Source organism: Flavobacterium laiguense (assembly GCF_003097655.1).
GTDB classification, from domain to species: Bacteria; Bacteroidota; Bacteroidia; order Flavobacteriales; family Flavobacteriaceae; genus Flavobacterium; species Flavobacterium laiguense.
In genome coordinates, this window is sequence record NZ_QCZH01000001.1 from 517,341 (window position 1) to 531,207 (window position 13,867).

Annotated in this window: 8 protein-coding genes; 6 read left to right on the forward strand and 2 right to left on the reverse strand. The window is 36.5% G+C overall.

All coding sequences use genetic code 11. The annotated features are described in order from the left end of the window. The first annotated feature begins 13 nt into the window (after positions 1–13). From DB891_RS02135 to DB891_RS02160, 6 genes are all read left to right on the forward strand, one after another. Positions 14–2,602, forward strand: coding sequence for a PKD domain-containing protein (locus DB891_RS02135; RefSeq protein WP_116760094.1), 2,589 nt, complete (start codon positions 14–16; stop codon positions 2,600–2,602). 55 nt (positions 2,603–2,657) lie between these two features. After that, positions 2,658–5,750 carry a DUF5107 domain-containing protein gene (locus DB891_RS02140; RefSeq protein ID WP_116760096.1) on the forward strand — a complete coding sequence of 1,031 codons (3,093 nt, stop codon included), beginning with the start codon at positions 2,658–2,660 and terminating at the stop codon, positions 5,748–5,750. Positions 5,751–5,883: 133 nt separating this feature from the next. Then, complete coding sequence (locus DB891_RS02145) at positions 5,884–8,004, forward strand: M1 family metallopeptidase (protein ID WP_223256029.1); 2,121 nt, start codon at positions 5,884–5,886, stop codon at positions 8,002–8,004. Between the two features lie 870 nt (positions 8,005–8,874). Next, a complete protein-coding gene (locus DB891_RS02150) occupies positions 8,875–9,756 on the forward strand; it encodes a nucleotidyltransferase family protein (RefSeq protein ID WP_116760100.1) in 882 nt (293 codons plus the stop codon). Continuing rightward, positions 9,744–10,775: a phosphotransferase enzyme family protein gene (locus tag DB891_RS02155; RefSeq protein WP_116760102.1), complete on the forward strand. Its 1,032-nt coding sequence runs from the start codon at positions 9,744–9,746 to the stop codon at positions 10,773–10,775. Before DB891_RS02150 ends, DB891_RS02155 begins: the two co-directional genes overlap by 13 nt. Before the next feature lie 106 nt (positions 10,776–10,881). Then, the gene (locus tag DB891_RS02160) at positions 10,882–12,219 is read left to right on the forward strand and encodes a Gfo/Idh/MocA family protein (protein ID WP_394335984.1); all 1,338 of its coding nucleotides are present in this window, start codon (positions 10,882–10,884) and stop codon (positions 12,217–12,219) included. A gap of 72 nt (positions 12,220–12,291) precedes the next feature. Here the strand turns inward: DB891_RS02160 and DB891_RS02165 are convergent, their stop codons facing one another. Both DB891_RS02165 and DB891_RS02170 read right to left on the reverse strand, forming a co-directional pair. Then, positions 12,292–12,900 carry a hypothetical protein gene (locus tag DB891_RS02165; RefSeq protein WP_116760106.1) on the reverse strand — a complete coding sequence of 203 codons (609 nt, stop codon included), beginning with the start codon at positions 12,898–12,900 and terminating at the stop codon, positions 12,292–12,294. A 173-nt stretch (positions 12,901–13,073) separates the two neighbouring features. Beyond that, the gene (locus tag DB891_RS02170) at positions 13,074–13,733 is read right to left on the reverse strand and encodes a CoA transferase subunit B (protein WP_116760108.1); all 660 of its coding nucleotides are present in this window, start codon (positions 13,731–13,733) and stop codon (positions 13,074–13,076) included. Positions 13,734–13,867: the final 134 nt, after the last annotated feature.

Sequence of the window (13,867 nt, forward strand, 5' to 3'; positions counted from 1 at the left end):
ATATTATCTACATATGAAAAATAGACTAGCATTATTTGTTTTGCTTATAGGGGCAATATGCCCATCCATTGCCCAGAATAAAAACTGGAAACCGTTGGGGCCGTTCAGTATTCATAAAACAGTTGGTTCAGTAGAAGCTCCCGGACTTGGCGTAATGCGAAGTCTGGATGTGTCCATGAATAATCCAAACATGATTATAATGGGAGGCATGAGCAGTGGTATATGGCGTACTACCGATAAAGGGGAAACCTGGAAAAATGTAATATTAGATTTGCCGGTAGAGAACGTGAAAAAAATTCAAATTGCTCACTCGAATAACAAGATAGTATATGCTGCCACTACGGTTGGGATTCTAAAATCGTTGGATAACGGGGTTTCATGGAAGTTTACCAATCTAAACATGCTCGATGAGCTTAATGCTAAAGGTAAAGCGCAATGGAGCGATGACACTACATTACTTTCTGTATCTCCAACAAATCCAAATGTGGTAATCGCTTCCAATACGGATACGGTTTATAAAACAACCGACGGAGGTGTAAGTTGGAAACCCATATTGGAGGGATTTGGCGCACAGTTCATAGAATTTCATCCTACGAATGAAAACATAGTTTATTTAGGGGGATCTTACAGAAAAAGCAAGCAGTTGTTTTTTGTCTATCGCTCTACAAATAGTGGAGAAAGTTTTGAGGAAATAACTAAGGGTATGCCAGACAAGAACAAACTTGTTCGTTTGCATGATATTACAGCGGCAGTTTCGCCGGCTGCCCCAGATAAATTATACCTTACCATTTTTGGAGAGGCTGCTGTAAAAACGACTGTTAAGCAGGAATTAAAAAATCAAATGGTGGGGACATTTATCGAAAGTGTTGATGCGGGCCAGAGTTTTCAGCTAGTGCCACAAGCCAATAATTATCGCTATATAGACGAGTATTATTCTTTATTTCATCCCTATAGTGAAGATGAAAACAAGAATGAGTATGATTTCGATATGAAGGATAATTCATTTTGGTCTGCTTCTTTTCAACAGGTGGGTTGGGCGACTTCATTTGCCATATCTCCTACTGATGCCAATATCATGGTAATGGCAGCATCGGGAAATATTATAAGTAATGATACTGGTAGAACATGGAATGTATTGCGCAAACAAGGCACTTATGCCATTCATGGAGATATGCAATGTGCTAAAATCGTAGGCGATGACATCTGGTTGGCCAACGATGGAGGATTGCAATATGTGAATATGAAAACAAGGCTGCATCATCGAGTAGAAGGTTTTAGCGGACAGGATTTATGGGGCTTTAGCACTTCTTTTAAGTCGGATGTTATGGCGGTTGGGGTTGATCATAGCGGTACTATGGTTTACAATGAAAAACTGTACGGAAAAGATTGGTATCACTATGGTGGTGGCGATGCGATGAGTGCAACGATGAACCCTTTTAATGACAGGTTTTTATATGCCACACCCTATACCCATTATATAATAAAGTTACCCGCAACTTTAAGGGACGAGCCTGTTTCTAAAAAATCGCCGGTAAGTTTTGGATACATCCCTAATAGGAATATTGAATTTCATCCTAATCTGTTTTATACCAGTTATTCTATTAATGAAAACAGTGATCATAGCAAGATTAAAAATTGCTCAGTTATTAAAACAGAAGACAATTTCAAAACGTTGGATACCTTGAAAACCTTCCCAGAGAATTTTTATATCCGAAGGTTGAGGGTTAGTTTTTCAAATCCCGATTTTATGTATGTGTTGGTGGGAAACAAGAGGAGTATGCATCCTGATGAGGTTTGGATGACGGCCGACGGAGGTAAAAATTGGAGTAAGATCACTCCCGACAATGCAGTCGCCAAAAAAAATGGATTTCCTGATATTGCAATTAGTGATGAAGATCCCCATAAAATATACTTAGGTGTAGGTGGTTTTCAAAATGAAGTGAAAATATTGGCCTCAAAAGATGCTGGTAAAAGCTGGACAGATGACCACTCTGCGGATTTGCCTAAAAATGAAATTCAAACAATGGCTTACCAACGCGGCACTAATGAAGGTGTTTATTTGGGCTGTTATCCAGGGTTGTTTTATAAAAGTAGCAATACAGGTACATGGAAAACAGTTGGGGAACATTTGCCATACACCCCAATCAATTTTATTTCTTTAAATTATGATAAGGAAAAAATAAGGGTGGGAACTTATCGCGGTATTTGGGAACACGATCTGTATGAAACTACTGCTCCCAAAGCCAATATTGCGCTTTCGAAAAGAACATTGGGCGTAGAAGGCACCGATTCGGACGAAGAAGATTCCGACCAGATGAAAGTATATTTTTATGATAATTCGGTAATCAAAGGGAAAGGAGCAAAATTTAATTGGGAATTCCCCGGAGCGATTCCTGCAACATCCGATGAGGAAAATCCAATTGTGAATTATTCGGCTTGTAAGCCTGGTATGTACTCCGTTAAATTAACAGTAACTGATGCAAAAGGAAGAAAAAGTGATTTTGAATTGAAGAATTATATTGAGGTAAAGAATAATTACCCATGGAATTTGAGAGAGAAGAAGTTAGAAATGGAAGAACATGAGGATGAGGATGACGAATAACGTTTGATCGCAAAGAAGAATAAAAATATAATGACTCCACGTAATTTAAAATATCATGAACAAATTTTTTTTAACCCTTTTAATAAGTTTTGGTTTCTCTTGTATTGCCCAGCAAAATACTGTTGTAAGGGAATATAAAAAAGTTTTTACGACCTATCCTTTTTCTGATCCGGATCCCATTCCGAAGCCGGACTCAAAAATCTATCCTTATTACCGATTTGATGGTTTTACAGACAAACCCATACAAAAGGAATGGAAAGTGGTCGAACTGGAGAACGATTACATTAAACTGACAATTTTGCCTGAGGTGGGCGGTAAGGTTTGGTCTGCGATTGAGAAATCAACCGGAAAGGATTTTATTTACAACAATCATGTGATTAAATTTCGTGATATAGCCATGCGAGGTCCTTGGACCAGTGGTGGTGTGGAAGGGAATTATGGAATTATAGGGCATACGCCCAATTGTGCCACGCCAGTAGATTATATAACCATTACCAGAGAAGATGGTAGTGTGAGTTGTGTCATTGGAGTATTGGATTTACTTACCCCAACCTCTTGGAAATTAGACATCAATTTGCCAAAGGACAAGGCGTATTTTACCACCAATTCATTTTGGTTTAATGCCACCGCATTCGAGCAACCGTATTATACCTGGATGAATACTGGGATTAAAGCAGCCGGGAATTTGCAATTTATATATCCTGGCAAAAATTACCTTGGTCACGATGGCGAGTATAATTCTTGGCCCATCAACAAGGAAAACGGAAAGGACCTTTCTTTTTACAACAACAACAATTTTGGGGGTTATAAATCATACCATGTGTTTGGTAAATACACTGATTTTTTTGGAGGATACTGGCATGACGAAGATTTTGGAATGGCTAGATATAGCAACCATGATGATAAACCCGGCAAAAAAATATGGATCTGGGGTTTGTCACAGCAAGGAATGATTTGGGAAAAATTACTAACGGATACTGACGGACAATATGTAGAAGTGCAAAGTGGCAGATTGTTCAACCAATCTGGCGAAAACAGTATGTACACACCTTTTAAACACCGCTCTTTTTCGCCGTATCAGTCGGATTCTTGGACAGAGTATTGGTTTCCGGTGAAGCAAACCAAGGGCTTCATAAAAGCGAATAATTATGGTTCCGTAAATGTAAAAAATGAGAACGGCTGGTTGAAAATTTATTTTTCGCCATTGCAAAAGTTGGATGAAAAACTGGTTGTATTTGACAATGGTAAAGTGGTGTATTCTAAGGATATTTCCGTTAAGCCGATGGAACTATTCAAAGATTCTATTCAGGTTTCTGTTGATGAAAACAATTTAAAACTCGCAATTGGGGAGAATAAACTGGTTTGGAATTCGGCACCGGAAGATGGGAACCTAAGTCGACCACTGGAAATCCCTAAAGATTTCGACAATAATTCTGTATATGGTTTATACCTGCAAGTGAAAAACTATATCAGTTTTAGGGATTATATAAAAGCGGCCGAAAAGCTAACTGCATGTTTGAAAAAAGATCCCAATTATGTACCTGCATTATCCGATATGGCCTCTTTGCAAATTCGTAAGTTTCAGTATGCTCAAGCAGTTGTTATGGCAAGCAAAGCTTTGGCAATTAACACCTATGATCCAGCTGCCAATTATTATTATGCCGTGGCGAATCTGCATTTAGGAAATACTGCTGATGCAAAAGATGGTTTTGATATTGCCACTTCCAGTGTTGAATTCCGCTCTGCCGCTTATACAGAATTGAGTACACTTTATTTTTGTGAAAATGAAATAGACAAAGCCATTGAGTATGCCGAGAAAAGTTTGTTGAATAATCAATACAATTTGGAAAGCTTGCAATTGTTGGCAGTAATTTACCGTTTGCAAAACAATACTTCTAAAGCGACTGAAATACTAAATAAAATTTATGCAGTTGATCCTTTAAGCCATTTTGTTCGTTTTGAGAAATTTCTTTCGGAGGATTCCGAAGCCTCAAAACAACGTTTTACTTCACTGATACAAAACGAAATGCCACAACAAACATATCTAGAATTAGGAATGTGGTATCAGCGATTAAATCGTAAGGAAGAAGTATTAAAAGCGTTTTCACTTGCCGTTCCCAATGCGGAACTAATGTATTGGAAAGCATTTCTGGAAAACAAAGCAGTAGATTTGAGCCAGATTCAACCCGGAATCAGTTTTCCTTTCCGTGCCGAAACCGCTGATGTGTTGGAAAAATTGATTTCAACAAATGATCAATGGCTATTGAAATACCATCTGGCCTTGATTGAGTGGAACCGCAATAATCTTGCAAAGGCAAAAGAGTTGTTCCAGCAATGTGGCACTAAACCCGCGGATCCAGCTTTTTATGCGGCAAGAGCAGCATTGATGAAAGATAATCCGGAATTAGCTTTGATTGATCTTCAACAAGCCATTAAACTGGATAAACAAGGATGGCGATACTCTAAATTATTGGCAGAGCATTTTATAGTACAAAAACAATATGATAAGGCATTGGCTGTAGTAGAACCTTTTTACAAGGGACATAAAGATAATTACATCATGGGTATGTTATATGCAAAAACACTCCTGCTTACCAAAAAATATGCGGATGCGGATACATTCTTAACTCAATTGCAAATTTTGCCTTTTGAAGGAGCTACCGCGGGTAGACAATTGTACCATGAGGCCAAACTAATGCAGGCGGTAACGGAAATGAAAAACAAGCAATACAAAAAAGCATTGCAGTTTATAGCAGAAGCAAAGTTATGGCCAACGAATTTAGGTGTGGGTAAACCGTATGAGGAAGATATTGATGAAAGGTTGGAGAATTGGTTGGATTATCAATGTTATACAAGTCTTGGTAATAATGAAAATGCAAAGCAATCATTGCAAAAAATCATTACTTTTAATCCGAAGATAGATAATACGGTAATGAATTTTTTACCGGCAAATCAACTCGTTTCGGCTTGGGCTATCGAAAAAACTTCTTCTGCGAAAAAAGCGGAAGAATGGCTACAGAATCAGGCTGATTTATATCCGACAAATAAAATCATTAAGTGGTGTTTACAAGTTTATACTAAAAAACAATCAAATAGTTTAACTGCGGATGAAAAAGACGGTGAAGTTCGAATTATTGAAAAACTTTAAAAAACAAGTGTTGGAGCCGCAGAATAATTAACTGTAATTCTATCAAAATAATCATCATTATAAATCAAATAAAATGAATAAACTTTTTTTAAAATGTACAGTTTTTAGCTTCATCGCACTAGTGTCGATAAAAATGGACGCACAGAATGCCGATAAAAATACAGACGAGCTTGCCGTTTATAGAGTTACACCGTTAAAAATTAACGATCTGGTAAATACAAAACTGGATGTGTCGTTTGATTACGGGAAGCGATATTTATACGGAAAAGAATGGCTTACTTTAAAACCTCATTTTTACGAAACAGATGCACTTACTTTGGATGCCAAGGGAATGGATTTTAAAGAAATTGCCATAATGGTAGGAAAAGAAAAAATTCCTTTAAAATATACTTACGACACAGAGCAACTTTTTATCACTTTAAACAGAAAGTATAAAAACACGGAGAAGTACACCATTTATATTGATTATACGGCAAAGCCAAATGAATTAAAAGTAAAAGGAAGTGAAGCTATCACTGACGCAAAAGGATTGTATTTTATCAACCCAGACGGTAAAGAGGATAAACCCGTACAGATTTGGACGCAAGGTGAAACAGAAGCGTCATCTGCTTGGTTTCCCACTATTGATAAGCCAAATCAAAAAACAACATCGGAGATTTCGATGACAGTAGAGGCTAAATACACAACCTTGTCTAACGGGAAATTAATTACCCAAAAAGCCAACAAAAAAGGAACCCGTACAGATACTTGGAAAATGGACATGCCTCATTCTCCCTATTTGTTTATGATGGCGGTAGGCGATTTTAAAATATTTAAAGAATCGTATAATGGGAAAGAAGTTAGCTATTATTTAGAACCTAAGTATGCGCCGTATGCCAAACAAATTTTTGGTAAAACACCCGATATGATGAATTTTTACAGCAAAATGTTAGGGGTTGAATATCCATGGGTCAAATACGCTCAGATTGTGGCGCGAGATTACGTTTCTGGCGCAATGGAAAATACATCAGCCACTTTGCATGGTGAATACGTACAGAAAACAGAAAGAGAATTGCTGGATGAAAATGGAGAAAGTACCATTGCTCACGAACTTTTTCACCAATGGTTTGGAGATTATGTAACTGCTGAATCCTGGTCTAATTTAACGATGAATGAATCTTTTGCCACTTTTGGTGAAGTACTTTGGCATGGACATGATGCCGGACAAGATGCGGAAGACAGATCACGCTATGAAAAATTACAAAACTATTTGCATTCCAGCAAAAATGGAATGAGTCCCGTATTATCCCGTTTTCATTATAAGGAAAGAGACGATATGTTTGATAATATTAGCTATTCAAAAGGGTCTATAATCTTATATGCTTTAAAAAATCAAATGGGTGATGCCGCTTTCTTTAAATCTTTAAATCATTATTTGACAACTAATGCGTTCAAAAATGGAGAAACACATCAGTTGCGTTTGGCAATGGAGGATGTGACAGGAAAAGATTGGAGTCCTTATTTTAACCAATGGTACTATCAAAAAGGTAATCCGATTTTAGAAATTCAATATGGCTATGCCAATGGACAAGCCACAATTGCTGTAAAACAAACGCAGGATAGTTCGGTGCAAACCTTTAGCCTGCCATTAAAAGTTGATTTTTATGTAAATGGAACTAAAATAAGAAAGGATATTTTAATTGAAAAAAGAGAACAGAATTTCAGTTTTGATGTGCCTGCCAAACCAGACTTTATAGACATGGATCCTGATAAAATTTTAGTGGGTCAAATTATAGACAGCAAAAAAGTAGCCGATTATCTGTATCAATACAAAAATGCTCCATCATACTACAACCGAATGGAAGCTATAAAATTTGCTATTAAAGATAAAAGCCATGATGCTCAACTGATACTATTGGCTGGTTTAGGAGATCAACAAGACGACTTGCGAAAACTTAGTATTAAAGGAGTTGATTTAGGCGATAGCCAAATAAAAGAGGCTGCATTGAAAAGTGTACTGAACATAGCCAAAAAGGATAAAAATACGACTGCTAGGGCTGTTGCAATTATGAAATTGGCAGCTACTGGCGATATTATTTATAAGGAGTTAATGCAGGAAAGTATAAAAAATCAATCTTATAATGTAATTGCTGCTGGGATATGTGGATTAACAAAATTAGCACCTGATGAAACTGATAAAGCATTAATAACATTAGACGAAGACACTAAAAAACATATAACGCCGCTGATAAAAAAAATTAGCAGTGTAAAATAGATTTATTTATTGCAGGTCATACCCATGAATTAGGATTGTATGGGCCTAATTTGGAACATTCCTACCATTTTTCCATTGGCGGTGGCCCCGATACCGGAACAAGGACTTTGACTCGAATTGAAGCCAATTGAAAAAAGCTAAATTTAAAAATGTTCAAAGATAATATGCCTATAATGGAAATGAATTTGTGTAATCAGTGGCAAAAAGAATGACAGGTATGCGTTAGGGATAGTTGTATATGCGAATCAAGGGTTGAATCTACATCTTTTTGACCTTCAACGCAGACCTAACAGGTTTCAAAAACCTGTCAGGTCTAATCCATCCAGAGAATGTCAGTATTTTATTCCAACCCTTGATTTTTATTGTATACAATGAAACATAGTTTTGTCCTTTTTTTAGGATAAAACACCATTCAAATTTAAAGCGGAATGGTGTTTATATTTGTTGAAATATTAAATTAACACTCTGATTATAAGTTTAAATGAGCGAAATCATATGTTTTGTTATTCTTACTTAAGATAAAAATAGATACGCTTAAATTTTTTGAGACTAGTAGTTAGTTGTAATTTATGTGCTCGAAAATACAAAACAAGCGTGTTCGAGCACATTTTTTGGTATTTTCCTTTTTTTATTAAAAAATAATATATAGTTTCGTCATCGAGTTGTGATTATTGTTATCTGATTTTGAACTTTTAAATACAAAAACAAGAATTTTAATATCATTTTTCATTTTTTTAAATGGAAGATACACGAAATACACAGTGGTGTTTTTTTAAAACATTTTTAAAATAGAATAGTAGCATAAAAAGAACATCCTTTCCATAAAAAGAACTTTTTTGGAAAGTTGAATAATACTAAAACAGAAAGAAGATGAAGCCAACATTAGTAGTATTAGCCGCGGGTTTAGGAACCCGATACGGAGGATTGAAACAGTTAGATACCATAGGGGCCAATGGTGAAATTATAATGGATTACTCCATTTCGGATGCGATACTAGCGGGATTTGGTAAAATTGTATTGATAGTACAGGAAGACATGATTCCTGTTTTGACGGAAAGATACATTCGGAATCAAAACTTAGAGGTCGAATTTGTCGTTCAAACCAAGGAGTTAATGCTAGAGGGTTTAACATATAAGAATGCAAGGCCTTGGGGTACTGCGCATGCCGTTTGGTGTGCGAAGGACAAAGTGAAAAATAATTTTTTATTGATTAATGCCGATGATTTTTATGGTCGAAGCTCTTTCCAATTAGCATACGATCATTTATCTACATCTAATAATCCTTGTGCAATTGTGTACCCTATTCTGAAAACATTATCGGACAACGGAACAGTAAATAGAGCCGAAATTCAGATGGAAAATGGTTATTTGGTAGATTCTATCGAAAGAGAAAAAATTAGAATTGAAAATGGGGTAGTCGTTTATCAAGATGCTAATTCAGTTATACAGGAGATTAGCAAAGAAGCATTTGTATCGATGAATATGTTCGGGTTTACCACACAAATTTTAGATTTTATAGATACAGACATTCACAAATTTATCGCGAATTGGCTAGACGATAATAGTATTGAATACCAATTGCCGAATGTAGTTGGTGACATGATTAAAAACAATATCATTACCGTTGCCGTTTTAAAAACGAATGAAGAATGGATTGGAATCACTTATAAGACCGATAAAGATTTGGCTGAAGTAAAACTTCAAAAATTACATGATCAGGGGATTTATAAAAATGAAGTATGGAAGAATTAATTCAAACTGTTTTTAAGGATTTTTATTCGGACAAATCAATCGGTCGCTATTCAATTATACATAGTGGCTTGATCAATAGTACGTATAAAATTGAGACTGCCGATGAGGATTACATTTTGCAAAAAATGAACCAAGTTGTGTTTCCGAACATAAAAGCTTTATTGAACAATAAGATAAAAACCACTAGTTATTTGAATGCAAACGGGTTTCCTACTTTGGCATTTATTGCCAATAGAGAAGGACGGTTTTACTCCGAACAAGACGATACAATTTGGCAGCTTTCAACCTATATCCCTTCGGTAGTTCTGGACCGAATTGATTCTAATGTGGTAGCAAGTCAGGTGGGGGCTTATTTGGCCAAGTTTCATACAGCCTTACTCAATTTTCCGGTTTCGGAATTAGAATATACGATTCCAGATTTTCACAATACGATAAAAAGGTTTTGCGATTTTGAAGAAAGCATAATAAAAGCCTCTCCGGAAAGACTGACACAAGCAAAAGAATTGATTGCGTTTTTAGAAGCTAATTTTAAAAGAATTGAAACTGTTGCCAATGCTATCAATTCGGGAAGAATACCGTTGAGAGTAGTACACAATGACACTAAAGTCGGGAACATGCTTTTTGACCAAAACGGGAATATTTTATGCATTATTGATTTTGATACGGTAATGCCAGGAAGCATTTTTCATGATGTTGGGGATGCCTTACGAACAGGAACCAACACATCAACGGAAGAAGAAAAAGATTTGTCAAAAGTGTGTTTTGATGTAGAAATTTATGAGGCTTTTATGAAGGCTTATGTTAAAGAGGCTTCAAGTTTCATGTCTGAAGAAGAAGCGCAAAATATTCATTTAAGCTTGCCATTGATTCTTTTCGAACAAGCCTGTCGTTTCCTAGGAGATTACTTAAATGATGACAGTTACTACACTACAACATATGAGGATCAAAATCTGGTAAGAGCCAAAACACAGATTAAGCTTATGGATAGTGTACAGTTGTATTTGAAAACAAGAATATAAAAATAGTTTATCTTTTGTAAAATACGTTATGGAATCAATAACACGATAAAGTTTAAAATAATTTAATATGAAAACAAAAAAAATCAAACATCTCCTGTTAAGCTGCATGCTAATGGTAATGGCCAATGTATCGGCTCAAATGATTAAAACGGTTGCGCCAAAACGCGCTAAAGGTCAAACAGATGTATTGCGTTTGGCCACTGCTCCACTGCCAACTGTGCGTATTGCCTATATTGGTCTAGGCATGAGAGGTTCTGATGCAGTAGAGCGTATGACTCATATTAAAGGGATCGAAATTGTTGCTGTTTGCGATATGTTGGAAGACAGAACTAAATCGACAAACGAAGTTCTTGTTAAAAGAGGTTTCCCTAAAGCCCAAGAGTTTTTTGGAGCTGATTCATGGAAAAAAGTAACAGCGCTTCCAAACGTAGATTTAGTTTACATCGCCACAGACTGGAAAAATCATGCCAATATTGGTGTTCAAGCCATGAAGGATGGGAAACACGTGGTGATTGAAGTGCCTGGAGCTTTGACAATGGATGAGATTTGGGAACTGATCAATACTTCAGAGAAAACAAGAAAACACTGTATGCAATTAGAGAACTGTGTGTATGATTTCTTTGAATTAACTACTTTGAATATGGCGCAAAAAGGCTTGTTTGGAGAAGTCCTTCATGCTGAGGGATCCTATATCCATAACCTTGAGCCGTATTGGGCGGATTACTGGAACAATTGGCGTTTGGATTACAACAAAGCCCATCGAGGGGATATCTATGCGACACATGGCATGGGGCCTGCTTGTTTGGCGTTGAACATACATCGTGGTGACAAAATGAATTATTTGGTTTCTATGGATACCAAAGCCGTTGGAATTCCTGCATTTATAAAAGAAAAGACAGGAGAAGATTTGAAAGATTTTAGAAATGGAGATCATACCATGACCATGATCCGCACCGAAAAAGGAAAAACGATTCAAATTCAACATAACGTGGCGAATCCTCGTCCGTATAGTCGTATGTACCAACTTACAGGAACAAAAGGTTTCGCCAATAAATACCCGTTTGAAGGATATGCATTGGATGAATCAATGGTAGGGCAGGATATTGTGCCGAACCATAAAAAGTTGTCAGCCCACAGTTATGTGCCAGAAGAGGTAAAAAAAGCGTTAATGGAGAAATATAAAAATCCAATTGTTATTGGCATCGAAGAGGAAGCCAAAGAAGTTGGCGGTCACGGCGGAATGGATTTTATAATGGATTACCGTTTGATTCATTGCCTTCAAAATGGACTTCCGTTAGATATGGATGTCTATGACTTGGCCGAGTGGAGTTGTTTAGGACCTTTAACAGCCATTTCCCTTGATAATAATTCTGCTCCGGTAGAAATCCCAGATTTTACTCGTGGAGGATGGGATAAGTTGAAAACAGTTGAGTTTTCTAAATAGAAAGTTTTTAAAATTGGTTTAATAAAAAAAAGCAACTCCAACGAGTTGCTTTTTTTGTTATTTGGTTTTTGACTATTTGAAATTGAATCCAATTACAGCACCCAATCCAAATTGATAAGAGTAGGCATAGTCAGCTACGGCAACTGGCCCGTAGTATCCCCAGTAAACATCAGTACCTGATTCTGCAATCATCGATTGAAGCGATGCTTGTAAACTTACAGAAACGATTGAAGCTGTTTTTATTTTAACCCCTCCTTTTAGTTCCCAGGCAAAGTTTCTATCTTCATATCCAGTAGGTGTTTTTACCATACCCATACCAATACTACCACCAACAAATGGAACAGCATTTTTACCATTATCAAAATAACGATTACCTCCTATTAAAACATAAGTAACTGCTCCAGATCCAGAAGAATCACTAATAGTACCTGGTACATCGTAAGATATTGTATTGTTTATTCTTAAATACTTTACTTCTATAGATGAGCTTTTTTGAGGAAAAAACTGTAAAGCACCTCCATACATTAAACCGTCACCAAGTTTAACACTTCCATAATCGAAGTTTACTTTGTCTGAAAAGGTATAACTACCAATTACATCAAGTACTACAGATCCTCTATCTTGAGCCATTACTCCCACAGAGAATAAAAATGAGATTGCTATTAAGCTTAAATTCTTCATAATTTTTTTTGTTTGTTTATTTTTTGCAAAAGTAATAATAAAATCAAAAATATTACAAATTATATGTTAAATTTAATAGTCTAACGATTGTTTTTTTGCGACAATTAGTGTTAAAATAGTTGGTCAGGATTCGTCTGAGTTGTTGTTTTTTAATGCTACCGTAAGAGGCAGTATTACACAATTACCATTTCAGGAATTTCTCCTTCTATGATTAAGTCGGCTTCGGTAGAAGCAATGATGTGTTCTACTGTAACTCCCGGAGCACGTTCCAGCAATTTAAACCCTTTTGGAGTGATTTCTAAAACGGCCAATTCAGTAACTACTTTCTTTACGCAACCTACTCCAGTTAATGGTAAGGTGCATTTCTTTAATATTTTGGATTCTCCCGCTTTGTTGACATGCATCATCGCCACGATAATATTCTCGGCCGAAGCTACAAGATCCATGGCTCCACCCATTCCTTTGACCATTTTACCTGGGATTTTCCAGTTGGCAATATCTCCGTTTTCGGAGACTTCCATAGCGCCAAGGATTGTTAAATCGACATGTTGTCCGCGGATCATCCCGAAACTGGTGGCAGAGTCAAAAAAAGAGGCTCCCGGCAAGGTCGTGATGGTTTGTTTTCCCGCATTGATGATGTCAGCATCTTCCTCACCTTCAAAAGGGAAAGGACCCATGCCCAGAACACCATTTTCGCTTTGAAATTCGACATCAATTCCTTTCGGGATATAGTTGGCCACCAAAGTGGGTATTCCGATGCCTAAATTCACGAAATAACGGTCTTTTAATTCTTGTGCAATTCGTTTTGCAATTCCTATTTTATCTAATGCCATGTGTTTTTGTGTTTAAAATCTAAAAAAATACCACCCCGCCCTACGGGCACCCCTCCAAAAGAGGGGAAGTCTAAAAAGACTATGTCTATCTCTCTTTTATCTATTTTCTTTATTCTAATCTCTTTAATTCTGTT